The 25,742-nt window shown below is 45.2% G+C and carries 21 protein-coding genes and 1 pseudogene; 14 read left to right on the top strand and 8 right to left on the bottom strand.

The genetic code is table 11. The features are described 5' to 3' along the window. Positions 1–5: 5 nt before the first annotated feature. Positions 6–1,718, bottom strand: coding sequence for an alpha-glucan family phosphorylase (gene glgP, locus AB7D94_RS01505; RefSeq protein ID WP_420263891.1), 1,713 nt, complete (start codon positions 1,716–1,718; stop codon positions 6–8). 288 nt (positions 1,719–2,006) lie between these two features. Here glgP and waaF point away from each other — a divergent pair, with 288 nt between their 5' ends. Then, the gene (gene waaF, locus AB7D94_RS01510; RefSeq protein ID WP_420263893.1) at positions 2,007–3,521 is read left to right on the top strand and encodes a lipopolysaccharide heptosyltransferase II; all 1,515 of its coding nucleotides are present in this window, start codon (positions 2,007–2,009) and stop codon (positions 3,519–3,521) included. 79 nt (positions 3,522–3,600) lie between these two features. Then, on the top strand, positions 3,601–3,849 hold the full coding sequence (locus tag AB7D94_RS01515) for a heavy-metal-associated domain-containing protein (protein WP_420263894.1): 249 nt from the start codon (positions 3,601–3,603) through the stop codon (positions 3,847–3,849). A 116-nt stretch (positions 3,850–3,965) separates the two neighbouring features. Here AB7D94_RS01515 and AB7D94_RS01520 read toward each other — a convergent pair whose 3' ends face one another. Next, the gene (locus AB7D94_RS01520) at positions 3,966–4,304 is read right to left on the bottom strand and encodes an STAS domain-containing protein (RefSeq protein WP_420263895.1); all 339 of its coding nucleotides are present in this window, start codon (positions 4,302–4,304) and stop codon (positions 3,966–3,968) included. A gap of 109 nt (positions 4,305–4,413) precedes the next feature. On the opposite strand from AB7D94_RS01520, the gene AB7D94_RS01525 reads away from it, so the two are divergent. The 5 genes from AB7D94_RS01525 (at position 4,414) to AB7D94_RS01545 (ending at position 15,163) form a co-directional block, all read left to right on the top strand. Continuing rightward, the gene (locus tag AB7D94_RS01525) at positions 4,414–5,862 is read left to right on the top strand and encodes a cyclic nucleotide-binding domain-containing protein (RefSeq protein WP_420263897.1); all 1,449 of its coding nucleotides are present in this window, start codon (positions 4,414–4,416) and stop codon (positions 5,860–5,862) included. An 81-nt stretch (positions 5,863–5,943) separates the two neighbouring features. Continuing rightward, positions 5,944–10,125 (top strand): acyl-CoA dehydratase activase, encoded by a 4,182-nt coding sequence (locus tag AB7D94_RS01530; RefSeq protein WP_420263898.1) that lies wholly within the window; start codon positions 5,944–5,946, stop codon positions 10,123–10,125. Continuing rightward, positions 10,118–10,213 (top strand): AURKAIP1/COX24 domain-containing protein, encoded by a 96-nt coding sequence (locus AB7D94_RS01535; protein ID WP_085052192.1) that lies wholly within the window; start codon positions 10,118–10,120, stop codon positions 10,211–10,213. Before AB7D94_RS01530 ends, AB7D94_RS01535 begins: the two co-directional genes overlap by 8 nt. Before the next feature lie 295 nt (positions 10,214–10,508). Then, positions 10,509–14,219, top strand: a complete 3,711-nt coding sequence (locus AB7D94_RS01540; RefSeq protein ID WP_420263899.1) for a response regulator — start codon at positions 10,509–10,511, stop codon at positions 14,217–14,219. Between the two features lie 20 nt (positions 14,220–14,239). Next, on the top strand, positions 14,240–15,163 hold the full coding sequence (locus AB7D94_RS01545) for a GGDEF domain-containing response regulator (RefSeq protein ID WP_420263900.1): 924 nt from the start codon (positions 14,240–14,242) through the stop codon (positions 15,161–15,163). A 183-nt stretch (positions 15,164–15,346) separates the two neighbouring features. Here AB7D94_RS01545 and phoU read toward each other — a convergent pair whose 3' ends face one another. From phoU to AB7D94_RS01565, 4 genes are read right to left on the bottom strand one after another with little or no spacing between them, the layout of a single operon-like run. Next, on the bottom strand, positions 15,347–16,009 hold the full coding sequence (phoU, locus tag AB7D94_RS01550; RefSeq protein ID WP_420263902.1) for a phosphate signaling complex protein PhoU: 663 nt from the start codon (positions 16,007–16,009) through the stop codon (positions 15,347–15,349). Positions 16,010–16,043: 34 nt separating this feature from the next. Then, positions 16,044–16,946, bottom strand: a complete 903-nt coding sequence (gene pstA, locus AB7D94_RS01555; RefSeq protein WP_420263903.1) for a phosphate ABC transporter permease PstA — start codon at positions 16,944–16,946, stop codon at positions 16,044–16,046. Next, complete coding sequence (gene pstC, locus AB7D94_RS01560) at positions 16,943–17,929, bottom strand: phosphate ABC transporter permease subunit PstC (protein ID WP_420263916.1); 987 nt, start codon at positions 17,927–17,929, stop codon at positions 16,943–16,945. Before pstC ends, pstA begins: the two co-directional genes overlap by 4 nt. 32 nt (positions 17,930–17,961) lie before the next feature. Beyond that, positions 17,962–18,771: a phosphate ABC transporter substrate-binding protein gene (locus AB7D94_RS01565; RefSeq protein WP_420263904.1), complete on the bottom strand. Its 810-nt coding sequence runs from the start codon at positions 18,769–18,771 to the stop codon at positions 17,962–17,964. Between the two features lie 191 nt (positions 18,772–18,962). Here AB7D94_RS01565 and AB7D94_RS01570 point away from each other — a divergent pair, with 191 nt between their 5' ends. Beyond that, a complete protein-coding gene (locus AB7D94_RS01570; protein WP_420263905.1) occupies positions 18,963–19,409 on the top strand; it encodes a bis(5'-nucleosyl)-tetraphosphatase in 447 nt (148 codons plus the stop codon). Here the strand turns inward: AB7D94_RS01570 and AB7D94_RS01575 are convergent. Continuing rightward, positions 19,396–19,677: a hypothetical protein gene (locus tag AB7D94_RS01575; RefSeq protein ID WP_420263906.1), complete on the bottom strand. Its 282-nt coding sequence runs from the start codon at positions 19,675–19,677 to the stop codon at positions 19,396–19,398. The two genes, AB7D94_RS01570 and AB7D94_RS01575, sit on opposite strands and share 14 nt — an antisense overlap. An 860-nt stretch (positions 19,678–20,537) precedes the next feature. Between AB7D94_RS01575 and AB7D94_RS01580 the strand changes: the two are divergent. Beyond that, positions 20,538–20,759: pseudogene (locus AB7D94_RS01580) on the top strand (transposase); the annotation flags it as partial. Positions 20,760–20,776: 17 nt separating this feature from the next. On the opposite strand, the gene AB7D94_RS01585 reads toward AB7D94_RS01580, so the two are convergent. Further along, entirely contained in the window at positions 20,777–21,274 is a 498-nt protein-coding gene (locus AB7D94_RS01585; protein WP_420263908.1) for a transposase, read from the bottom strand. A gap of 117 nt (positions 21,275–21,391) precedes the next feature. Between AB7D94_RS01585 and AB7D94_RS01590 the strand changes: the two genes are divergently transcribed. The 5 genes from AB7D94_RS01590 to AB7D94_RS01610 are packed head-to-tail and all read left to right on the top strand — an operon-like array spanning position 21,392 to position 25,563. Continuing rightward, complete coding sequence (locus AB7D94_RS01590) at positions 21,392–22,315, top strand: hypothetical protein (RefSeq protein WP_420263909.1); 924 nt, start codon at positions 21,392–21,394, stop codon at positions 22,313–22,315. Next, positions 22,312–23,301, top strand: coding sequence for an ABC transporter substrate-binding protein (locus AB7D94_RS01595; protein WP_420263911.1), 990 nt, complete (start codon positions 22,312–22,314; stop codon positions 23,299–23,301). Before AB7D94_RS01590 ends, AB7D94_RS01595 begins: the two co-directional genes overlap by 4 nt. A 6-nt stretch (positions 23,302–23,307) precedes the next feature. Then, positions 23,308–24,081 (top strand): ABC transporter permease, encoded by a 774-nt coding sequence (locus AB7D94_RS01600; protein ID WP_420263912.1) that lies wholly within the window; start codon positions 23,308–23,310, stop codon positions 24,079–24,081. Continuing rightward, positions 24,078–24,845, top strand: coding sequence for an ABC transporter ATP-binding protein (locus tag AB7D94_RS01605; RefSeq protein WP_420263913.1), 768 nt, complete (start codon positions 24,078–24,080; stop codon positions 24,843–24,845). Before AB7D94_RS01600 ends, AB7D94_RS01605 begins: the two co-directional genes overlap by 4 nt. Positions 24,846–24,861: 16 nt before the next feature. Continuing rightward, complete coding sequence (locus tag AB7D94_RS01610; protein WP_420263914.1) at positions 24,862–25,563, top strand: 50S ribosomal protein L11 methyltransferase; 702 nt, start codon at positions 24,862–24,864, stop codon at positions 25,561–25,563. The last annotated feature ends 179 nt before the right edge of the window (positions 25,564–25,742 follow it).

A 25,742-nucleotide genomic window follows, 5' to 3' on the forward strand; every position in this document is an offset into this window, starting at 1 on the left:
TGTAGCTATCTGATATAGGCCTCTGTGACGTATCTTCTCATCATCCTGTGGGTGTTGAAGTAGTAGGCGTTTTTGCCTATCGTGTTTTTCATGATGAATATCCACTTCTTCTTGTCGTTGTAGTAGGTCGGGATGATGACATTCTCAAGCTTGTCGTAGAGGTCGTCGGCATCAATTTTATTCATACTCTCGTCGGGTTCAATCTCTGTCGGGGCAGGACCGATTGACCACCCGGTGTAGCCTTCAATATGCCCTTCTATCCACCAGCCGTCAAGGACGCTGAAATTGGGAACGCCGTTATGGGTGGATTTCATTCCACTTGTGCCGGAGGCCTCCAGTGGCCTAAGCGGGTTGTTCAACCACACATCCACCCCTGTTGAGAGCATAAGGCCGATGTCCATTTTATAGTTTTTGATGAAGGCGAGCTTCAGTTTCCCCTTCAACTCTTTGGCATAGCTAAAGATATTTTGGATGAGTTTCTTGCCCCCCTCGTCCTTAGGGTGCGCCTTGCCGGCAAAGACAAACTGTACTCTGCCTCCGGCGACTTTTACGAGGCGGTCAATGTCTGAGAATAACAGGTTTGCGCGCTTGTAGGTCGCGAATCTTCTGGCAAAACCTATTGTGAGCGTGTTGACGTCCATGTCCGCGTTACAGTTGTTGTTCACGTAGTTTATTAAATCTCTCTTGGCGTCCTGGTGGGCATTCCAGATTGCCTCGTCTGGAACAGTCTCCACACGCACAAATATTTCCGGTTCATTTGCCCAGCCGGGGATGTATTTGTCATACAGGCGCTTAAAATGCTCATTTGTCCATGTGTAGGAGTGCACGCCGTTAGTAATGGCGTTTATTCTGTAACCGGGGAACATGTTTTGAGAGACCTCGCCGTGTTTTTTGGCCACGCCATTAACGTAGTTGCTGAGATTCAGGGCAAGTAGTGTCATGTTGAGATTCTCATCGCCGGCAAGCCAACGAATCACCTTCTCAGGGAAGTAGTCGCCCAACACCCTGTGGTATATGTCATAGGTGAACTTGTCATGCCCGGCCTCAACGGGGGTATGCGTGGTGAAAACACATATCTCTTTTACAGAGTCGAAGTCCCATATAAGGGATTCGTCCCATACGGACTCAATGTCTTTCTTGCGTTCATGCAACAGCTCAAGCGTCAGAAACGACGCGTGACCCTCGTTCATGTGATATTTTTTGACCGTAAAGCCGAGTTCCTTAAGCATTCTAACGCCGGCTATCCCTAAGATTGCCTCCTGCTTGATCCTGTATGAGGTGTCTCCACCATATAAGTGGTGCGTCAGCTCCCTGTCTTCAGGGCTGTTTTCAGGCAGGTCAGTGTCCAGGAAGAATACGGGCAGCGATCCACCCCTTAAACTTTCCACGATATACGTCCACGCCGCAACATAAATCGTGCGGCCCTCCAGTTTGATAGTGACCTTAGCCGGAGCAAGCGTCATGTATCTCGCGGGGTCCCATACGACATCCCTTGACAACTGGTATCCGGTCTCATCGAAATCCTGTGTGAAATAACCCTTCCTGTGCATAAGGGTGACAGCGATAAACGGCAGACTCAAATCGGCGGCAGACTTAATCGTATCACCCGCTAAAATCCCAAGGCCCCCGCTATACGTCGGTATATCGTCCTTCAGGCCTATCTCCATAGAAAAATACGCAATCTTTGGTTCGTCCAGATACTTACTCAAAAATGACATTGCTCCTCCTCAGGAAATATTTTATTCTATGTAATCAGCATTAAACATTCATAACTCATCGTGAACTGCAATCATACTAAAAAATTTCAAAAAAAAACAAGTACCCGTCAAGTCCTAAAAAAGGATTAAGGATTAACGACGAAGGGGAGGTAACCTCCCCTTCACCCCGTATTTTTGCCAAGCTTTATCTATTAAGTTTGGGCTGCCGCCGTTGGCGGCATGAGTGCTCCAGCATAAGACTATCGTTTCCCCTGCATATTTAGAAAACAAACTGTTATTATATCTAACATGGCAGAAAATACAAAGGTACTCGTCAGGGGTGTAAATTGGATAGGGGACGCCGTGATGTCCGCCCCTGCGCTTTGGGCAGTCAAAGGGGCGTATCCAGATGCGGACATAACGCTGCTTGCCAATCCCACGGTTGCCTCGCTTTTTGAAAAAGACCCGCATATTGGGGCGATAATAAAATACGAGGATGTGTACAGGACACTATCTGGCAGGTTGCGGCTCTCACGCAGACTGAAAATGGAGAATTTCTCCACGGCCATTCTGCTTCAAAACGCCTTTGACGCGGCTTTTATAGCGTGGCTTGCCCGGATTGGGCATCGTGTCGGCTACAACAGAGACTCCAGAGGAATCCTGTTGACAAAGGCAGTTGATGTAACCCGTGAGACCCTTCAGCTTCACCACTGCCACTACTACCTGAACATGCTCATATCTGTCGGCCTCAACGCCCCATACCGGCTGCCGTGGATTTATCTTGCCGGGCAAGAGAGGCAGTCAGCCCTTGAGGCGCTGTCGCATCTCAGGCGCCCCGTCATAGGTATAAACCCCGGCGCGGCCTTCGGCTCGGCAAAGCGCTGGCCACCGGAGCGGTTTGCCATGTTAATCGGGAGGATTATTAAGGAAAAAGGCGGCAGCGCCGTTTTGTTTGGCTCAGAAAAGCTTATAGACCCGGACATCTTAGCGCCGACAGCCGCAGGGACATTTTTAGATCTCACCGGTAAGACTGGCGTCAGGCAGTTGTGTGCCACCATTGCCAACTGCGATCTATTGATAACAAACGACTCCGGGCCTATGCACATAGCCTACGCGGTTGGAACGCCTGTGCTTGCCATATTTGGCTCTACCTCGCCGGAGCTGACCGGCCCGCCAGAGATTCCGGCACACCCGGAGTTTTCATACAGGCATCGGGTTATTAGGAAACCCGTCAGGTGTGCCCCATGTTTTAAACGTACGTGTGAACATTTAACCTGCATGAACGCAATATCCGCCGCAGATGTGTTCGACGAAATAGACGCCCTATGGGCGCGGAGGAAGGCAGTGTTTTTTGACAGGGACGGCACACTTTGTGAGGACGCGGACTATCTGAACAGTTTTGACGCCTTTCGCCCGTACGATGGCCTTGAGAGGATTAAGGTACTGAAGGACAAGGGTTACATGTTAATCGGAATATCAAACCAATCTGGTATAGGCAGGGGGATAGTCAATGAGGAATTTGTAAAGGCCCTCCATCAGGTGTTCATTGACAAATATGGATTTGACGATTTCTACTACTGCAAGCACGTCCCGGCAGACAACTGCGCGTGCAGGAAACCTTCGCCGGGGATGCTCCTGAGGGCAAGGGCAGACCACGGCATTGACTTAAAAAATTCAATATTTGTGGGCGATAAAAACGCTGACATGGAGACGGCTTTGGCCGTGGGGGCAAGGCCAATCTTTTTCAGGACGAAAAAACACACACTTTCAATCACGGGGATAAGACAAATCAGCACCTTAGAAGAACTACAAGCAATAGTCTAAGTATAATCCTAAGTATAATACTTAGGATTATACTTAGGATTATACTTAGTATAACTATCACACAGGAGGTCAAAGTTCTATGTCTGAAATAAAGACAGCGTCTGAAATAAAGTTAACGTCTGAAATAAAGATAACCATTGGGGGAATGAGCTGTGGACATTGTATAGGGAGGGTAAAAAAGGCGATAGACGCCCTCACAGGGGTGGAGGGGTCAACCGTGGAGGTTGGCAGTGCTGTTGTGAGGATAAATAACGCTAAGACAACTCAAAAGGCCGTCGAAGAGGCAGTTAAAGGTGCAGGATATGAGGTGAAGACACCGGAACACTGAAGCCGCCAACGAGCGGCAGCCCAAACGCGATAGACAGAGCGTGGAGAGATTTACGGGGTGAAGGGGGGGTTACCCCCCCTTCGTCGTTAATCCTTTATTCTTACTGATACTTCTTACTAATGCTGCAAGCTCTTCACAGCCTCATCCATAGTGTTATAAATCTTTAAAATAGTATCCAGTCCGGACATCTTCAGCACCTTAAACACCGCTTCTGAGGGTTCTGCAAAGGCAAGTTTGCCGCTGGTCTTTTTCATCTCTTTGGCGGCTGTGAGAAAAACCCTCAACCCGGCGCTGCTCACATACTCAAGCCCCTTTAGTGACACGACAATCTTGTCGGGGTTCTGGCTTAAAATATCCCTCATCTTTTCGTCGAGCGCGGAGGCGTTTGACGCATCCAAACGGCCATTTGAATGAATCACATACAGCCCATCAATATTATCTATTTTTACGTCCATACCATACTACCCCCTGTACTTATATACTTTAACTATTTGCTATAATACCACATAGCTGCGGCAAATACAAACTCAATGGCTGCACATAATGCGGGAGGTGTGGTACTAAATGGACAAAAATAAATTCAGCTATCTGATGAGACGCCTGTACGGGGAGATAAAATCAGGAGATGTGGATGAGGCATATGAGACGTTTATGCTTATTCTGGAGTTGGTTTTCATAGACAAGAACAGTGTCCCAAGGTTTTTTCAGGAATTACTGGATAAGGACACGCTGTGTATGTTTGACGACATATCTTTGGTCAAATACAATCATAAAGACACAATATGCAAAGAGGGAGACCGTGACTCACAGATGTTTATAATAGTAAGCGGCACGGTGCGCATATCTAAAAAGCCTGCAAAATCAAAAGGTCCGTTAGTCCCTCTGCCGCCTGTTTTGATAAATCACCTGATAACCACACTTCTAACCGGGGGCGCAAAGACGCTGTCTAATCTTTCGATTGGCGATTTCTTTGGAGAGGCGGCCTTATTCTCATCAAAGCCTATGTCGGTCAGCGCTATTGCTGAGACCGATGTGGAACTGTTGGTGGTAAACGGCAAGTCACTTCAAAAGGCAATGACCGTCAAACCAAATCTACGCTCATTGCTCAGGGAGTATTACGTTTCAAGGCTTGATTCCATGGTGGAATTCCTCAACAGTGAACAAGGCAAGCTTCAGTCATGCGCGTTTGGCGCACTGATAGGGACGGTAATGCCCGACAGGAGCAACAACTACACGGACACCTCAATGATGATAGGGGCTGAATCGGAGGAGGGGGAGGCGGCTTTTTCACTTAGTCCGAAATCACTATTAGAGACCGGCCTTAAGAAAGTTATCAACCTCTACGCGGCAAATCGAAAGGCAGAGGCGGCGCTGTTATACCTTAGTATGTCCCGCGTTTTTATTAAGGAAATTGTTGTCGTTGCCGCTCATGAGGTTGTCCTCAGGGCAATGAACAATGACATGGTCAAAAATATTAAGCCGCTTTATAATGTGCTGGATAAATTTCAGCGCTTAGTGCCGTTGCCAGCCGCCGAGCCGCCCACTGAGGCGCACGATATACCAGATAGTTGCATGAATTTCCTCGCTTTATTTAACGATCTACTCAGAAGGAATCTTGACAAGGCAGTGCAGAAGCAATTTAAACAGGGGCAGACGATTGTGGCATATGGGGAAAACTCTGACGCCATATATGTAGTGAAAACCGGCTCTGTCAAGGTGTATCCGCATGGCATATCGCCTGAGTCGGGCGCTCATAGTGGCATTACCACAATCGGCAGTGGAGGAGTGTTTGGCGATTTTGATTTTTTCAATAAAAAACCGCGCACTGCCACAGTCATAGCCGACGACAACACATCGCTTTACGAAATAAACAGGGCGCTTGCCGGTAAAATTGTGAAAGAATATCCCGAAGTCCTCGAATTCTTTAAAAAGACATATCAGGCCGAAATCAATAACCTGATCAGAGAGGCCGACGCCATTAAGGCATACTATGAAAACGACCTGATTCCTTAGGGAAGAAAAACATGCGTATTAATTTACAGCGCGAATATAATATAATAAGAGTCTATGCGGGTAACTCCGATCGGAGGCAGAATGAAGTATATTGGGCTTGACGCTGGCTCTGTCAGTGTTAAGATTGTCGTTATGGACGAAGACGGCAACGTCATTGACAGCGTGTATGAAAGACACAAGGGCCATTCCATAGTTGTCGCGTATAAGAACCTCGCCTCAATGAATTTGGATGGGTTGCCTGTTGCCGTGACCGGCACAGCCGGAAAGACGATTGCCGCAATATTGGGCGTAAGACATACAAACGAGCTGGCGGCGCAGTCTTATGCCGCCAAGAGGCTCTTCCCATCTACCAACACGATAATCGAAATGGGCGGTGAGGATTCGAAGTTCATTATCCTTGATGAAAGTGGCATAAGGGATTTTTCGATGAACTCTGTCTGTGCCGCCGGTACGGGTTCTTTTTTAGACCAGCAGGCCGAGAGGCTGAGGCTCTCGATAGAGGAGTTTGGCGAGATGGCGGTGAAGACACTGCACCCGCCGCGCATCGCCGGCAGGTGCAGCGTGTTTGCAAAGAGCGATATGATACACCTGCAGCAGATAGCCACGCCGGTAGAGGACATCGTGGCGGGGCTGTGTTTTGCCGTTGCGAGGAATTTTAAAGGCACAATTGTCAAGGGCAGGACCGTCGTGCCGGATGTGATGTTTCAGGGGGGAGTGGCCCTCAACAAGGGTATGGTAAGGGCATTCAGAGAGGTGTTTCAGCTTTCTTCTATCATAGTCCCTGAAAAATGCGAGTTTATGGTTGCCATTGGCGCTGTCTTAAAGGACATGAAAAGTGGTGAGCCGCAGAGACTTGATATTGCCCTCATTGATAAATATATCAGGTCGGCCAAATATGCCGAGGCAGGCCGCCCGCCGTTGATAACAGAAGGCGATGGCTTTATGGAAAGGCATGTAAGAACGGGTCATACAGTCAAATCCATAGAGCCGCTCACCGCCGGGGTTTCGTGTTTTTCTGAGGAGAACATGAGGGTTACGGCATACATGGGCGTGGATATCGGCTCAATAAGCACGAACCTTGCGGTCATAGACAAAGAAGGCAATCTGCTGGCGCGGCGATATTTGATGACTGCCGGAAGGCCAATAGAGGCGGTAATGCAGGGCCTTTCCGAGATAGAAAAGGAGATTGGAGGGCGTGTTGAAATTGCTGGGGTAGGCACCACCGGCTCAGGCAGATATATGATAGCGGATTTCATTGGTGCTGACATTGTGAAAAACGAAATCACAGCCCAGGCCACCGCGGCAATTTACATTGACGATAGCGTAGATACGATTTTCGAGATAGGCGGGCAGGACTCCAAGTACATTTCCATTGAAGACGGCGTCATCACGGACTTTGAGATGAACAAGGCGTGTGCCGCCGGTACGGGTTCTTTTTTAGAAGAGCAGGCGGAGAAACTCAATATATCCATAAAGGAGGAGTTTGCCAGCGAGTCGTTCTCCTCATGCCAGCCGTGCAATCTCGGTGAGCGATGTACGGTGTTTATGGAAAACTCACTGATGGCCAATATCCAGCGCGGGGCACAGAGGAATGATTTGCTTGCCGGCCTGTCGTACTCAATTGTGGAAAACTATATAAACAGGGTAGTTGCGGGCAAAAAGATTGGTAATAAGATTTTTTTTCAGGGCGGCACGGCACATAACAAGGCCGTCGTTGCGGCATTTGAGAAGTTCACCGGCCAGACGATAACCGTCCCCCCGAATCACGACGTTACGGGGGCAATCGGAATGGCCATGATTGCCAGAGATGTTAAGTCCGGCGGTACGCCATCGGCGTTTAAGGGATTTTCGATAACGCAACGGCCTTATTCGGTCTCCTCGTTCGAGTGTAAGAGCTGCTCCAACGTGTGCGAGATTAACCGCGTTACGATAGAGGGCGAAAAGAGAAAGCTCTTTTACGGCGGCAGGTGCGAGAAATATGACATAAAAGAGAAGTCAGACCTTGAGGACTTCTTCGCCTTCAGAGAGGAACTCCTCTGGAAGGGCTATGAGCCGCCACCTGTTCAGTCGTCAAACGGCAAGGGCAAACCAGTCATTGGCATCCCGTATATCTTCCTGTTTCACGAATTCCTGCCCTTTTGGACTACGCTTCTTGGCAAGCTGGGCTTTGGGGTGGTGGTATCGCCAAAGACGAACCGGCAGGTGGTAAACCTTGGTGTTGAAACGGTGCTGTCTGAGTCATGTTTCCCTGTGAAGGTTGCCCACGGGCATGTCAAATGGCTGCTTGAACAGGGCATTGACCATATATTTCTGCCGTCTTTTATCAATATAAGCGCCCCCGGGGAGGACTTCTCTAAAGGCTCACCGTGTCCATATACCCAGACCATGCCGTATCTGTCACGGGCGGCCTTTAAAAATATGCACCTGTATAAGCCTGTAATAGACTTCGCGCGCGGCGATAGATTTCTTATCAAACAGTTGAAGAAGTCCTTCAGGAGCTTTTCTCTGCCCACAAAGACAATAGTAAAGGCGATAAAAGACGCGAAAAACGCGCAGGAAGAGTTCTATATAGAGATGCAGGAACGCGGTAGCCAGGTACTCCTTGGGCTTGCCGAAAAGACGATTGTTATCATAGGCAGGCCATACAATTCATTTGACAGCGGCGTAAACCTCCAGATACCGAAAAAACTGGCCTCATTGAATGTCCTGTCCATCCCGATGGACATGCTGCCCCTTACAAAGGTTGACATAAGCGACCGCTGGCAGGAGATGTATTGGCGAAGCGGGCAACGCATTATAAAGGCGGCGAGGTTTATCAAGGACAACCCGTATCTGTATCCTATATACATAGGGAATTTTAACTGCGGGCCGGATTCCTTTATATTAAAATATTTTAAGGACGAACTTGGCGATAAGCCGTTTTTACATCTTGAAATAGATGAACACAGCGCCGACGCCGGTGCCATTACGCGCTGCGAGGCATTTTTAGACAGCATAGAGCACAGAAAGACAAGGCCGTCGAAACCGCCGGAGATGCTTGTAAGGCCGATTATGCGGCCATCGAAGGACAACATAATCTATATACCGCGCATGTCCGACCATGCCTTTGCCATTGCGGGGGCGTTTGAGTATTCGGGGATAGCCTCTGAGGTATTGCCACCGAGCGACGCCGAATCCATAGCCCTGGGACGAAAACACGTCTCAGGCAAGGAGTGCTACCCCTGCGCCGTCACAACCGGAGACATGCTCAGGAAGGTATTCTCTGAGGGGTTTGACGCCACACACTCGGCATTTTTCATGCCATCGGGCACCGGTCCCTGCCGATTCGGGCAGTATAACGTATTTCAGCGACTGCTCTTAGATAATATCGGCCTGAAAGATGTCCAGTTGTTCTCACCGGTGCAGGATTCGACTTTTTACGAGGACTTGGGGATAGCGGGCAGGGATTTTATAACCCGCACATGGAAGGGAATCGTCGCCATTGAGCTGCTCACGAAGTGTCTGCACGAAACGCGTCCCTATGAAACTGAAAAAGGACGCACTCAGGCAGTCTATGACAAGTTCCTGATGCAGATATATGACTCCGTAAGGGCCGATAAACGTAAGCTGACAAACGTTTTAAAAGACGTGCGGGAGGAGTTTGGGGCTATCGCCGTTGACCGGACGCTCAGCAGGCCGACAATAGGCGTGGTGGGGGAGATATTTGTCAGGTCAAATAAGTTTTCCAATGAAAATCTTGTTGAGAGGATAGAGGCCCTTGGTGGAGAGGTCTGGCTCGCGCCTGTTGAGGAGTGGATATATTATGTGAATTATTTTGGACTGAAACATGCCTTGATAAAAAGGGATTATTCTGCTACTATAGATATCATCATAAAAAGGTTGTATAAAAAGAACATAGAGAGGCAGTATCACAAGTATTTTAAGGGTTTTTTAAAGACGCTGCACGAGCCGGACACGCGCCAGATAATCAGGAAGGCGCGTCCATACGTGGATGAGTCATTTGAGGGTGAGACGATACTAAGCATAGGAAAGTCGGTTGATTTGGCAGAGCGCGGCGTAGGAGGCATAGTGAACACGATGCCCTTTGGCTGTATGCCGGGAACGATAGTGTCCGCGCTGATGAGGGCGTTAAGCAGGGACTACGCCATCCCCTCTATCAGCATCCCCTATGATGGAACGGAGTCTAACACATCAGTGATGCAGCTTGAGACTTTTATGGAACAAATAAAAAATAATCATAACGGGAGGCGGCATAGTGGGTAACGTAAAAAAATGGAGAAAGAAGAAGATGTCCAAGCACAAGCACAAAAAGCTACGCAGGAAGATGAAGTTTCAGCGCAGGAGAAAATAGCCGCGTGTTTTAATTATCGTTAGATGCAAGAGGGCACAGAAGGGCTTGTTACCTGTGCCAATTGCAAGAGGAATGAATGGCAACAGAATGCCATAGCCTTTGTCTGCCATTCCCGTGAAAACGGGAATCCAGAGTGTTGTCAGAGCGTTGTATGTGCATGGAGTTGCAGTATTTTGCAATTGGCTCACTATATAACCTGTCTTGATGGGTATATCTTAGATCCGATGGCCTTTATGTTGGGGGAGCTACACTTTAACTGGATCAAAAGCCGGTGCCGGGCGGGTGGTGTGCAAGCGTGAAGCTATATCCAAAAACTACTATTATTTTGTTGTCCACGGCATTATTGCCTATTATTGTAATAAGCGTTGCCGCTTATTACATCGCCGCGGTAGTATTAAAACAACATATCGTTGACAGTCTTGAATCCACTGCAATAGTTCAGAAAAATAGAATCGAAAACAACCTGCAGAGAAATGTCGAGAGAATGGACCTCATTACGAGCAGACCTCCGATGCGTGCAGCGCTTGAGAATTATTTAAGAACCGGAGATAAAGAACAACGGGAAATAGTCACCACTGTTCTATCCAATGCAAAGGCAGTCGTAAAAGACATACAAAACATACACATATTGAATTTAGAAGGAAAGGTGGCCGTCTCAACGAATGATTCATTACTTAGTGTGGACTTTTCCAAAGAAGATTTTTTTATCAGGGGAAAGAGCGGTTACTCGATGGATGTTTTTTCCCTTAATAAAGATAAAGTTGTCAATTACCTATCGTGTCCCTTAGTGCACGAAGAGAGACTATTAGGGATATTGGTTGTGGAAACCAGATTTGACCCGATTATAAAAATCACAAATGATTATGCCGAATTGGAAAAGACAGGCGAAACTGCCCTTGCAAAGATTGATAAAAATGGGGACGCCCTTTTTATTGTCCCCCTGAGATTCGATAAAAATGCGGCGTTAAAAAGGACTGTCAGTATGAGTAACATAAATACTCCGATTGTTCAGTCATTGATGAAAGGAGATAAGATCATTGACGATGCAATCGACTACAGAGGGATGGAGGTGCTGTGTGTAACGAGGCATATCGGACAGACCAACTGGGGATTAGCAGTAAAAATAGACAGAGATGAAGCGTTTTCTCCGCTTTTAAAACTGCGCAATCTCTTCGTAGGAGTTGCTGCTATTACGGTTATACTCATACTGATAATCTCTTTTTACAGCGCCCGTTCGATCACCATGCCTATTATGAATCTTACAACCACTGCAAGGAGAATAAAGGAAGGTGACACATCTGCAAGGGCGGACGTTAGCTCGTGCGATGAAATAGGTTTCTTATCGGAGACGTTCAACGAAATGACTGCTAACCTGTTAGAATCCAGAAAAAAACTTGAACACGATATTGATGAACAATACAAGTTGTTTTTCGAGAATGCTGTGGAGACGATTTTGCTCATTGAAGCCGAAGGACAACATATTGGTGCAATAATTAAGGCAAATAAGTCGGCTTCGGAAATGTATGGTTATACGATTGAAGAGCTTCAGGAGATGTCCGTCTACGACATGAACCCTGCCGATAAAGCCGACCCCGTCAGAGAAAGCATAGATAGAGTTATCTCTGGAGAACAATTAAAAGGTGAGACGATAAACATAAGGAAAGATGGCAGTAGTTTCCCTGTCGAGTTTACGGCAGTCTTGCTGGAAATTAAAAACAAGAAATACATTATTGGATTTTCAAAAGATATTTCGGAGCGTAAAAATATGGAGGCAGCACAGATTACAGCCCGCAAAGAAGCCGAAAAAGCCAACAAGGCAAAGAGTGAGTTTATCGCCAACATAAGTCATGAGATACGGACTCCAATGAATGCAATCATCGGGTTATCCTCCCTCGCCCTGAAAACCGATTTAACGGCAAAGCAACGGGATTACATTAGTAAGTTGCTGCTGTCAGCAAAGTCATTGTTGGGGATAATAAATGATGTCCTTGATATTTCCAAGATAGAATCCAATAAACTCGAAATAGAGGCGATAGATTTCAATCTTGATGATATTTTAAACGATATCGCAGCCATTCACACGTTGAAGGCGGAAGAAAAGGGAATCGAACTCATCTATTCACTCAGTGACGATATACCAAAACAATTGACAGGCGATCCTTTACGGTTGGGACAGGTAATTACGAATTTGCTAAACAACGCTATCAAATTCACTGAAAAAGGAGAGATAATCCTGTCAGTAAGGGCGTTGCATGTGACTGAGACAGAGATCATCTTAGAGTTTTCGATAAGCGATACGGGCATAGGAATCAAGCCTGAACAATTAACGTCCTTATTCAGACCTTTTACCCAGTTAGACGCCTCTACTACAAGAATCTATGGCGGAACCGGACTTGGATTGACAATATGTAAAAATCTGGTAAAACAAATGCACGGTGACATAACCGTAACGAGTGAGTACGGTAAAGGAACCAAATTTACTTTTACCGTGCTATTGGGCTGCCAGAGGCCATGTGGGGCAGACCGTTACGCATTTCCCCCCGATTTTCATAAACTAAAGGCATTGGTTGTTGATGATAATGAAACATCGAGGACTATATTGAAGTCGATTTTAGAGTCCTTCTCCTTTAGCGTAACCACCGTAGATTCCGGAGAGTCGGCGGTCAATGAGATAAAACTGGTATCGGGCGCGCCGCAAGATTGCCAATACAGGTTGACTTTAATGGATTATAAAATGCCGGGGATGGACGGCATTGAGACTATAAAACGTATTCAGAACAACGCTGGCCTTATTAACGTCCCTACTATAATTATGGTTACTGCACATGACAGCGATGACCTAAGGCAATCGGCCAAAGAACTTGGGGTTGATGTGTGCCTTAGTAAACCCGTTCATCCCTCACTTTTATTTAACGCCATACTTGAAGTGTTTGGGCAATGTAAACCCTTATCTGCAAAAAAACTTGCGACGGAATTACATACGGTGGAAGACATCAAAGGTGCAAAGGTTTTAGTCGTTGAGGACCATCCGATAAACAGGCAGGTTGCCAGGGAATTACTCGAACTATCTGGAGTTAAGGTTGAATTTGCCAACAATGGCCGAGTTGCCGTATCAAAAATAGTGGAACAAGGAAATGTTTACGACGTTGTTTTAATGGACATACAGATGCCGGAGATGGACGGATTTCAGGCGACGACTGCGATTAGGAAAAAATACTCCCAAGATGAACTTCCTATTATAGCAATGACGGCACATGCGATGAAGGAAGAGATAGAGAAATGTTTTAATGCAGGGATGAATGACTATATATCAAAACCGATAGAGATAGAGGCATTTTACGATAAGCTCAGTAAGTTGCTAAAGACTAAACTTGACGTGCGCGAAACACCATCGGCTGACGAGGTATATTTCCCGCATGAATTTAAAGGTATTGACGTAAAGGCATTGTTGAGGAGGCTCAATTATAATACAAAACTACTTGAAAATATTATGATAGAATTTAGGAGCACCTCTGAAAGTATGAGAGATAAGATAGTGGAGGCAATCACCGCAAAGGAATACGACAAAGCAAAACACCTGCTTCACGGCTTTAAGGGAATGGCCGCTAACCTGTCAGCCATTGATATCTGTAACGAAATAATAACAATAGAAAATGCCTTGTCTGATGAAACTCCGGTAACTCTGGACAGATTCGGGGCAGAGCTAAGGCGCCTCTACAACTCGATAGACGTATGGGAGAATCTAAAGAAAAACAAGGCCGTCCAGATAGGCGGCGATGCACCTTTAGACGTAAATTTCTTAAAAGACATATATTTTAAGCTTAGTGCGCTTCTCAATGAAAACGCCTTGCATACGATATCGTATTATGAAAGTATAAAGGGCACTATAGAGAGTGTATCGGGGACAGAGATGGCCGGGGAGCTGCAGGAAAACATAACAAATCTAAACTATGCCGAGGCTCTTTCCGTGTTGAGACAAGTCTTCGGCAACTATAATTTTACTTGATCGAATAGGGGGGAATAACAGTGGGTTCGGATAAACAGAAGATTTTAATAGTTGACGATATGCCGATGAATATAAAAATATTGAATGAGCTGTTACAGGAGGATTATCTGACATATTATGCAACCGGAGGAAGGCAGGCCATAGAAATGACATCGGTAATTGTCCCTGACTTAATTCTATTGGACATTATTATGCCGGAGGTAAATGGATATGAAGTATGCCGGACAATCAGGGGCAATGAAAGCCTTGCAGGTATTCCCGTAATATTCATAACGGCCATGGATGACGATATAGATGAATCATATGGATTAAACATAGGCGCCGTGGATTATATAACCAAGCCCTTTAACCCGTCAATAGTGAAATTACGCGTGAGGAATCACCTTGAGTTAAAAAAGCAAAGGGACTCTCTGTCTAAATTGGCTGCAATGGACGGCTTAACTGGCATATCAAACAGGAGAACTTTCGACGATTCATATCGAAAGGAGTGGAGCAGGGCGGTGAGAATGAAATCTGCGTTGTCTATGATAATTATAGACATAGATTATTTCAAGCTTTACAATGACAACTATGGACATATACAGGGAGATATATGCCTCAAAAAGGTAGCAGAGACACTGCGAGAATGCCTGCAACGGCCGGCAGATTTGCTGGCGCGATACGGCGGGGAGGAGTTTGTCTGTCTGCTTCCCGAAACAGATAGCAACGGTATCGTACAAATAGGCAATCACATGAGAGGCTCTATAGAGACGTTGGAGATACCACACGAACGTTCACTTGTTTCCAATTACGTTACCATAAGCTTAGGTGGTTCCGAGGCAAGGCCTGACCCTGACATTTTACCTGAAATATTTTTAACCCACGTTGACAGCCTTCTCTACCGGTCAAAAAAAGAGGGGAGAAATCAATTGAAATACGATGTTTTTTCGGCAAATCACACTTAGTAACTATATTTTTTCGAGTCTGTCATTCCAGCCTACGAGCAGGAATGACAAAATTATTCATATGGTTGCAACTTAGTATAAGCTGGAGTACCGAAGCCGCCAACGGGCGGCAGCCTAAATCCAACAGATAAAACACATGCAAGAATACGAGGGGGATTATCCCCCTTCGTCTTTGATCCTTACTTAGGATGAGTTGTTTTTCATGTGTTTGATTATCTGGCCCTCTACCATGTAGATGACCATTTCGGCTATGTTTGTGGCATGGTCGCCGATTCGCTCTATGTATCTTGAGATGGAACTGATTTTTGAAGCTGGAATTATTGATGCCGCGTCCTTTGTCATCAGCTCAACTAATTCGTTCAGCAGCCTTTCGTTTAACTCATCAAGCAGTTGGTCCCTTGTAATAACGTCCATGGCAAGCCCCTTATCGCTGCTCAAAAAAGACGCCACCGCGTCTGTCAACATGCCGAGGGCTATTTCCTTCATCTGTGGAATTCTGACAATCGCAAAACCCGGGATCTCCTCTGGCAGTTCAAGGACACGATTTGCTATGCTTACGGCATTGTCTGCCATTCGCTCAAGGTCTGTGGTGATTTTCATCGCCGTTGTTATAAATCTAAGGTCCCTTGCAACTGGCTGGCGCAGGGCTATCAACACTATGCACGCCTCGTCTATCCGCACATCCATAGCGTTTACGTAGTGGTCATTGCGCGACACCATCTGCGCAAGCGCCCTGTCCATTGTCATAAGCGACTTTATGGCGCTGTCTATTGCAGCCTCTACCAGAGAGGCCATTTTCATAATATCTTCCCTCAGCCTCAAAAGCTCGTTATCTTTTAGCGGCATTTATATCTCCTGATAATTATTTTGCGCCGTCTTATTACCATGCCTTTTTCCTCCTCTCTCTGGAGCGGATGATTATACCAACAAGGTTCATCCCCAGCACCAGCACAATAAGCGTCAGCGCCGTGCCATATTGAATTGGCCTCGTCTTTTCTATATTTGTACCCGCCGTTGCCAGTACGTATATGTGATACGGGAGGGCCATGACCGGCTCAAACAGTGACCGGGGAAGCCCTGACGTAAAAAATGCGGCGGCCGTAAACATTATAGGGGCGGTCTCCCCTGAGACCTTCGCAGTGCCAATCATAGCGCCAGTTAAAATTCCCGGCAGAGACAACGGCAGGACGACCTTTATTATGGTATGCAGCTTCGTTGCCCCACACGCCAGTGAGGCCTCCCGAAAACTCTGCGGCACGGCCTTAATAGCCTCCTCAGACGTGGATATTATGTAGGGCAGCACCATTATGGCAAGCGTCAGCGAACCCGCGATTAAACTCATCCCACACTTTAAAACTATGACAAACACCGCCAACCCGAAAAGCCCATAGACCACAGACGGCACCCCCGCCAGCGTGTATATGGACATGTTCACGAGCTTTAGCACGATGCCTGGCTTTGAGTATTCCGTCAAGAAAACGGCCGTCATTATCCCGATGGGAAGCACCACTACCATACATAAGAATGTCAGAAGCGCGCTGCCTAAAATAGCGGGGAATATACCACCAGCGGTCATGGCGTCAGTCGGGTTTTTTGTTATGAAATCCCAACTCAGCACGCCCACGCCGTTATAGACCACGAAGGCGAGGACGAGAAATAATACGACAGCGCCGGAGTACCCCAGCGCGCTTATTATGGAAAGAATCAGGTTGCCCTTGATAGAGGCGCTTGTCTTGCGCTGAGGCACATAATGCCTCTTAATATCCCCTGATTTATCTTTCACAGTTTTTCTCCCAATTTCACCTTTCTGAAACGCTTTGATACGAAATCAGAGATGAGGCTCAGGATAAAGTTAAACACAAATAACAACACCCCAACTCCAAACAGCGCGTGGTAGTGCAGGCTCCTGTAAGGGGCCTCGGCCATCTCCGCGGCTATGGCCGCCGGCATTGGCCTAACGGCGTCAAATATCCAGTTGGGGACTATCGCCGCCCCCCCCGCCGCCATCAACACTATCATCGTCTCCCCCACTATTGTAGCAAATCCCAGTATGATTGCAACACTGATTCCCGAAAGGGACGATGGTATTACGACATGCCTTATCGTATCCCACTTCGTTGCGCCGATTGAGTATGACGCCTCTCTGAATGTCCTCGGCACAGAGGCAATGGAGTCCTCCGCTATGCTCGCTATAACAGGTATCGCCTTGGCCGACAGCATTACTGATGCCGTAAACATATTAAGCCCCGACGCTATGAACAGCTTATCGTAGCACAAGTCGGCAACAACTGTGGATAAAAATGGGATGCCGGTGCCTCTGATGAGAGTGGGTAGTTTATCCGACAGCAGCGGCGAAAGCCACGTAGTCAGCACGGGGGCAATTATCACCATGCCAAAAAAACCAAACACCACAGAGGGAAAGCTGGCGAGCATCTCTACAATCGGTTTGAGGAACTCCTTTATGTTGTGCGAGGCAATCTCAGCGATATACACGGCCGTCGCTATCCCCAATGGGATGGCAAACAGCGCCGTTAACATAGTTGTGCTGATAGTTCCAGCAATAAGCGGCAGCATCCCAAAGCTCTGAGTAACAGCCGTGGGATACCACTGCGTGCCGCTTATAAGTTTTAGAGTCCCTATTGTATAGAAAATCTTAAACGACTCTTTAAAGAGGAAAAAGGCTATCATCAAAAGCACCACTACGGAGAACAGGCCGACTAGCTTGAGGACAATCTCTGTCAGTTTCTCCTCTTTCCTCCAGTGCATTTTCAAATCAAGCCCCCCTCAACAACTGTGCCCTACTTAAGGCTTACGAATTTTACGGAATTGACGATATCCTGTCCCTCTTTGGACATAACAAACTCTATGTATTTGGCAATGTTACCCGCGGGTTTGCCGTTTGTATACATGTAAAGCCCTCTGGCTATCGGCCATGTGCCGTTTCTGACGGTGTCGGGGCTGTCTTTTACATCGTTTACTAACAGAGATTTAACAGACTTGTCCAGGTATCCTATGCCCACATAGCCTATGGCGAATGGATTGCCGGCCACGGTCTGAACGGCCTGGCCGTTTGAGGCAACAAGGAGGGCACCCGCTTGCACGCGGTCTTCCTTCATCACCTTCTCTTCCCATACTTCATACGTACCGGAGCTGGTATCTCTGGATACGACAGTTATCGGCCTGTTTGGCCCGCCTATCTCCTTCCAATCTTTGATCTTACCGTTGTAAATATCCCTAAGCTGCGCCATAGTAATCTTATCAATTTTCATTGAAGGATGCACTACCGGCACAATGCCGTCATATGCCACAATGAAGGGCGTCATGACAACGCCTTTTGCCTTTGCGGCCGTGACTTCTTTTTCTTTTGCCTCACGTGAGCTTGTGGCGATATCGGTTGTGCCGTCCATAATGGCCTTGATACCATTGCCTGAACCGCTTCCTGTGACGGAGACCTTTATGTTGGGGTATTTCTTGTTAAATTCCTCGGCGGTTTTTTGCGCTATTGGCAGCACAGTCGTTGAACCGTCTATCCTTATTGACTCCTCGGCGTACGCGCACACACTAACTAACATTACCAACATGACTAATAACGCTTGCAAACTCTTCACAGCACTTCCTCCTTTTATTTTATAGTGGCTTGTGAGAAAACCCATGCGTCTATTATAAAAGATGGATTGTTACAATTGTATTAAGGAGTTGTTATCGTTTGGTTAAATAATAGGCGGCGTTAAATCTTTTTTCTGAGGGCAAATCACATATTTTAATTATTACCGCCATTTTGGTACTATATACTTAGGATATGATAGAGGACAGGTCATACGGTGTCATTGCGGTTTATGAAGAGGGTGGCACACAATTTTATCTGTTGGTTCAGCACAACGCGGGGCACTGGGCATTCCCGAAGGGCCACGCGGAGGGCGACGAAACCCCCTACGAGGCCGCCTGCCGTGAGTTCAAAGAAGAAACCGGCATACATGACGGGCATATCCTGAGAGACAAATCGTTTATTGAGAAGTATTCATATATAAGAAAGAATAACCGCGTCTTTAAAACCGTCCAATACTTCATCGGCCGCATCACAAATAAAGCCGTAACTATCCAGCGCGAGGAGATAAAGGCCTATAAATGGGCGGAATTCACAGAGGCCGAGTTGACGATTACCTTTGGTGAAGGCAGAAAACTGTTATGGGAAGTAAGGCAGCTTATTGACAGTGGAAACGCCGCAATCCCTGTCACAAGAGCTTAATGAGCGACGTAAGGGCTAACAACTGCGGACGACGTCCGCTTGCTTCCCTTACAACCTCCAATATACCGTCGTCCTTTAGGCTGCGGAGTAAACTATTAAGCGTCTGGCGGGTTACACCGGGTATTTTTATCTGTGTACTCTTAAATACCGGCTTCTTATACATCTGGTCAAGAAGCGGCACGGCATACTGTGAATGAGTTAGTGAAATGATGCGTTCTTTAAGCTCCTCATACAACGCAATAATTTTTTGTGCCTTGAGTAGAAACACGAGAAACTAAGTGCTTGAAAAATGCGAATATCTGGTTTGGGATGCTTATAAAATGCCTTACTTTGGTTATAAAGAGGGTAGAAAATCAAACAGGGTTTGACTGAAAAGGCATACTCTTGGAGGGTTTTCCTTTAATCCTTTCCTCTTACATTTATAGTAGTAGGAATCCTTTAAAGCCTTTGGGGGGTGCAGGGGGGTAGTAACCTGTGAATTACATGTTGATAATTTGTTAATAGCTCTACCACAACATAAGACTTGATACTTGATGTTAATAACTTACCCATCGTAACATCCGCAGGGCTTGGCTATATCATACTCTTCGCTGAAAATTACCGTCCCACAATAATCTAACTCCTGCTGTTTGTCCAAATCAACGAGGCTATACCCAATACTGTCCGGTATGATAATTGCTGAGCGAAACAATTTGCGGCGGTGAGGGGGGTCTCAGGATTTTGAGTAACCTAACGGGCGATGTCGATGATTTAAGGCATTGTCAGCAATGCCGTTAATCGAACATAGCTCTCGCCATGATAGCTGCGGAGAAAAAAATACCCCTCAGCTATTTATCAGATTTTTTGCAAATTTTCTATATGTTCTTCTAATTCCCCGTCAGTAGCCACGCCCATAAAGTGAAAACACAGCATTTCAGATGTCCGCTTCGTGGGCTTTCTGCCTATCCATAATGTTATTAGCATACTGGCTATCAGTGCGCAATAGACCTGGATTGATAAGCCATTTATTGAGGGGATAATCCCCCGTCTTGTCGATAGAAGACCACAGTTTGACAGAGGCAGACCGGCTCTATGGAGTTCAAAGGGATATGACAGTGCGATTAGGGGGGGCGCTCAACACGTGGAGACTTGTCAGCCCCGGTAAGGGTAATAGAGGTTTACCACAAGGGTAGTAGTAATAGACGGTTAAAGGTATCGTCTAAAACCAAGAGTATACGTACTGACAGACAGGATTACACTATGTTGTTGGTAACTGACCGTATGGATTTAAGCGCCGAAACTATTGCTTTAATATACAAATACAGGTGGCAAATCGAATTGTTTTTTCGTTGGTTTAAGTGTATCATGGGGTTTAACCATTTATTGAATCATCGACAAGACGGGGGATTATCCCCCAATTCCCACGCCGCATTATCTCGAAGCCGACATACGAAATTGCTCCCGGCTTTCCCTATCTCTTCAAATAAACTATACTGCCCATACCCAGCGTCCATTACATATAGCTTGTTTCCGGCCAGCTTGCCCCGTAGTATAGCTTTTTCATTTGCGTTACCGTCTGTTACTTCCGCCCATACCGGTGCCTGTTTAATTACATCGAATTCAAGGTGAATCTTTGCCGCCCTGTTCTCTTTGTCCAGCCATAACGCCCACATTAATGCCTGTATTATCGTCCCATCTACCGCGACGATTGCCTGCTCTATCGACTTTAACCGATTATCTGTCTCTAATTTCAGAGACTGACCAGATAATTCGCCCACGACAGGTTCTAACAATTTGCTGTCAAATACATAACCAGCCTCAGATAAACTGCTAAGACTATACCGCTTTATCCCAAGCGCTTTCTGAATTTTTTTAAATTGCGACACTTCCGTCAAACCTCTAACAAACCTCGTAAAAGACGTGAAGGAAAAGTTCCTGTAAGGGTATCTGGGTCACCCTCGCCACCAAGGGTCAACCTGGAATTATGGATGATACAGTTGAGAGTGTGGTTAGAATCAGGAGTTGATGAAATTGTGCAAAAGATCAAAGGGGCAGGTGGGCAAGGGCAGATAAAACGTGTTGGTTGCATTGAAGCTGTTTACACTGTTATTTTTGGTTATAGTTGCTATTTAATAGCATCCGTATTTTTTAACGCCCTCGGTGCAATATACTATCGTCATGAATCAATGTATAATAACCTTATCTTCCATACAGTTATTTCCGTGTTTGTATTTTTCGGTATTTTGTTGCAGTTTCTGCGTATGTACTTTTATCTTCATCTCTTTGATCAAAAACAAGATGATAAAAATCACTTTATAGCACAAATGAGCGGTGGACACAAAATATTAGATGTTGTTTGTCGCGTTGCTGCTGCTGCAACTGTAATAGTTTCTGTTAAATACGATCCATCTAAACTCATTGATTATGTTGAAGGTATCTGTGGTTGTAATAAAATAGGCGATGTCGCTGTTCTTAAATATTTTGCTTACGCATTTATATTCCTATTCTTTTGCTTGATGATTTGGGATTTTAACTTGCGTTCATGGAAGAAGAAGAATGCAGCTAACGCCGATCTAAATGAGTTAGCTAAATATCACCCGGATATTAAGTTAACGCAAAGAATTAGTGGGCTATTATTTTCTGGATTTTTTTTATATATGCTTTATGACATAAATAAAAATGCCAATATCGCTTTGATAACATTTTTTTATGCCATAATAATGGTATGTTTTATAGGAGCATGGGTATATGAATATATCTATAGGTATAAAAATTATCGTAAGCTCGGCAAACCAAATGCAGCAGAACATGTAATAATGACAATTTGGCATGAGTTTTTTTCGCCAGTTCAAACTATGGTGGATTTACTCATATATGCTATCAATAGTAGCAAAACTATTTATCCAACTGAGGAGATAATACAATGATACAAAAAAAATCAAAGATGCTATGGTATGCGGTAGTTATTTTGTTGCTAATAGTAATAATTAGCAGTAACGGTTTAACCGAGCAGGGGCGTAGGCCTGTCGATGTTAGTTTAGCAACAGGTAAAAATATTTGGTGTTCTCTTGTCCTTATAGCCAAGGAAAGGGGATTTTTTGAGCAGGAGGGTTTAAACGTTACCTTGAATTATCAGGATGCAGGTAGATATTGCATGGATGCCTTGCTCTCTAAATCAGTGGATTTTGCCGCTGTGGTGGAGGCTAATTTTGCTTACGTTGGTTTTACAGGAAACAAAAACCCTGTAGCGCTTGCCCAAATTGTGTCATCCAGTTGTGGCATAGTCGCACGAAAAAGTAAGGGTATTGAATCAGCTTCAGACCTCAAAGGCAAGCGTATTGCCTATACACCGGCAACGGGTGCGGAGCCTTTTCTGTACAGATTTTTGGAAAAATATAAGATAGCCACTCAGGATGTTAAATTGATGAAAATGCAGCCAAGAGCTTTGCAGCCAGCTTTGGCGGCAGGTGAGATTGATGCTGTTGTTACATGGGATCCATTCATCAATAGCTCTGTTAAATCGTTGGGAGGGGATTCTATTGAGTTTCGAGAACCTGACGTTTTTACAGGGTATATGATGCTTGCCTCAAGAAGAGACTGGTTATCTAAAAATAAAGCCATTGTAAGCTCAATGATGCGCGCTCTTAGTAGTGCTGAAAAATTTATTTCAGACCATCCTACTGAAACAAAGGAAAGTTTGTCCAAAATAATAAATATGAATATTCAGGATATTGAGAAGGTATGGCCATACTTTAATTTTACCCTTAAAATGGATAAACCGCCACTATTGCAAGCAATCAAATATGTTGGCGAAAACGCCAGGGTTACGGATGCTAATTTTGCAAAAAAGCCGCTTCCTGACTATAATGGATATTTTGATACATCGTATTTGCCTGTTTCTGAAAGAAAGTAACAGTTAATGCAAAAAATTACAGGCAAACGTACTCTACGATTTGTTTATCCTGTGATAGGCATAGTTATACTATGTATTGTTTGGGAGATTGCTCACCAGAGCGGTGTTTTTGACTCAACACTGCTTCCCGGCGTAGTTACTATTATTAAATCGCTTTTAGATTTGCTTGTAAGCGCCGGTATCTTATCAGATATTGGATGGACATTGCTTCGCGCTTTTGGAGGCTTTGCGCTTGCAGTTATTGTCGGCGTACCGCTGGGTATTAGCATGGGAATGTTTAAACCAATTTACCTTAGTACGCTGCCCTTAGTTGATTTTTTCAGAAGCATTCCTGTCACAACACTCTATCCTATTTTTGTCTTATTGTTAGGAGTCAGAGACGCCTCTAAGATTGGCATGATTTTTACGGCCTGTGTTTTTGTCGTAACATTAAACAGTGCCTATGGCGTCACGCAGGCTAAACCAATTCGCAGACAAATGGCCTCTCTGTATGGTTGCTCTAAATACAAAATACTGAGACTGATTACCTTTAAGGAGGCTTTACCGCAAACGTTTATTGGCCTTCGAGTTGCACTATCGCTGTCGTTAATTGTTGCAGTGCTTGGAGAAATGTTTATGGGCTGTGAGTTTGGATTAGGGCAGCGTCTTACAGATGCTTACACAACTTTTTCAGTTGATCGGATGTATGCCTTAGTTTTTTTAACTGGGTTAATTGGATTTCTACTGAATAGGCTTTTTATCCGTGTAGAGAACTATTTTGTTCCATGGGCTGGGTTATGAAAAAAAGCATCGCTTTAGAAAATATTTCTATGAAGTTTTACAGAGATGGTAATGAAAAGTGCGTTTTAGACGGCGTATCCATGACATTAACTGAGGATCGCTTTGCTTCTTTAGTTGGACCAAACGGTAGTGGAAAGTCAACGCTCATGAATATTATTGCTCGCATCATGGATTATGAAAATGATGACACAGGTAAGATAATCTATAACGGCTTTCAGAGTGAAAAAAAAATAGGCTATGTCTGGCAAAATTACAAGGACTCTCTATTACCATGGCTTACGGTTGAGGAAAATATTGCTTTTCCAATATATGTAAGTCCTCGTAGTAGTTCTGACGGCAAAGAACTCGCGCGCAAATTGATTGGTACTTTTTTGCCTGACATTTCTCCTAAAGCCATGATTTATCAGTTAAGTGGAGGACAGCAGCAAATGGTGTGCCTTCTACGAGCACTGGTGTTAGAACCTGATATCATGCTTCTTGATGAGCCATTTGCAGCGCTGGATCAACAACGAAGCTGGACAACTGCTTTACATTTTGAAAAAGAATGGAGCAAACGGCAAATTCCGGTACTATTCGTCTCTCATGATGTGGATGCTGCAGTTCTTCTGTCAGACGATATTGGGCTGCTTTCAAAGAAAAATCGTAAAATCACAAAGTGTATCAATAACACTCTTGAACATCCACGCACATTGGATATGCTAACAGCTAAAGAGCATATCCTCTGTCGTAAAGAGATTATTGAGTTTTTACATTCTGAAAGTTAAAAGAGGGATATAGAAAATGACAACGATAGAAATGTCTGAACCACAGGTAAAGCAGGTAGAAAAACAGATAAACATCCATATCCAATGTGATAAACCGCAAATACTGCCGCAAATTTTACTTGATAGCAATGTGCAACTGGATAACATGCTCATCTACCCTGGCGTGTTAAGACCGATGAGTTCTAAACTCCTGGCCTCATTTGTTTATCGGCATCAGCATATGGTAGAAGACAAAACTGTTATTGATATGGGCTCTGGTTGTGGGATTCAGGGAATTGTAGCTGCCTTATGTGGTGCGTCAAACGTTGAATTTACAGACATAAACTGTGCAGCATACAAAAACACTTTGGAAAATATCACACGGTATCAAGTGCAAGATCGGTGTTCAGTCCATCATGGTGATCTGTTTCAACATATCCATAAACCTGCAGATATTATTATATTTGCACAGCCGTACTTTCAAGGCACTCCAATAACTAAATATCCTTTTACATTCGGGATGTTAGATGACGGCATGTTAATTCACCGCTTCCTTGATCAGGCTAAGACACTATTCAGAGAGAGAATATTGATGTGTTGGTTAGAACTTGCAGGCGATGTTAACAACCCTTTAAAGCAAGCGCCTAAGCATGGCTACACTGTTAAGCCACATGGACCTGAGTTATTAACCTCAGGTGAACAGCAAGGTAATTTTTGGGTTTGTGAGCTAACATTGTGAAAACTAAAGACGACAGAGAATGAAGGAAAATCGAAAATCAGGGACAGCGACTATTTACCGTGGAGATAGTCGCTGTTCCCTTTTTACGCTGCATATAGAGCCAAAAAGTTTTATGATAGAGAAAAGTAAGCGTCTAAATAACTACACCCGCTGGGTTACCGGCAAGAGTACCCTTATCG

Origin of the sequence: Candidatus Magnetominusculus dajiuhuensis (genome assembly GCF_046044395.1) — a bacterium.
In the GTDB taxonomy this organism is placed as follows: Bacteria; Nitrospirota; Thermodesulfovibrionia; order Thermodesulfovibrionales; family Magnetobacteriaceae; genus Magnetominusculus; species Magnetominusculus dajiuhuensis.

Bases quoted from the DNA above. Each gene is read 5' to 3' on its own strand.
- glgP (WP_420263891.1), bottom strand. From the start codon at position 1,718: ATGTCATTTTTGAGTAAGTATCTGGACGAACCAAAGATTGCGTATTTT.
- waaF (WP_420263893.1), top strand. From the start codon at position 2,007: ATGGCAGAAAATACAAAGGTACTCGTCAGGGGTGTAAATTGGATAGGG.
- AB7D94_RS01515 (WP_420263894.1), top strand. From the start codon at position 3,601: ATGTCTGAAATAAAGACAGCGTCTGAAATAAAGTTAACGTCTGAAATA.
- AB7D94_RS01520 (WP_420263895.1), bottom strand. From the start codon at position 4,304: ATGGACGTAAAAATAGATAATATTGATGGGCTGTATGTGATTCATTCA.
- AB7D94_RS01525 (WP_420263897.1), top strand. From the start codon at position 4,414: ATGGACAAAAATAAATTCAGCTATCTGATGAGACGCCTGTACGGGGAG.
- AB7D94_RS01530 (WP_420263898.1), top strand. From the start codon at position 5,944: ATGAAGTATATTGGGCTTGACGCTGGCTCTGTCAGTGTTAAGATTGTC.
- phoU (WP_420263902.1), bottom strand. From the start codon at position 16,009: ATGCCGCTAAAAGATAACGAGCTTTTGAGGCTGAGGGAAGATATTATG.
- pstC (WP_420263916.1), bottom strand. From the start codon at position 17,929: ATGCACTGGAGGAAAGAGGAGAAACTGACAGAGATTGTCCTCAAGCTA.
- AB7D94_RS01570 (WP_420263905.1), top strand. From the start codon at position 18,963: ATGATAGAGGACAGGTCATACGGTGTCATTGCGGTTTATGAAGAGGGT.
- AB7D94_RS01595 (WP_420263911.1), top strand. From the start codon at position 22,312: ATGATACAAAAAAAATCAAAGATGCTATGGTATGCGGTAGTTATTTTG.
- AB7D94_RS01600 (WP_420263912.1), top strand. From the start codon at position 23,308: ATGCAAAAAATTACAGGCAAACGTACTCTACGATTTGTTTATCCTGTG.
- AB7D94_RS01605 (WP_420263913.1), top strand. From the start codon at position 24,078: ATGAAAAAAAGCATCGCTTTAGAAAATATTTCTATGAAGTTTTACAGA.
- AB7D94_RS01610 (WP_420263914.1), top strand. From the start codon at position 24,862: ATGACAACGATAGAAATGTCTGAACCACAGGTAAAGCAGGTAGAAAAA.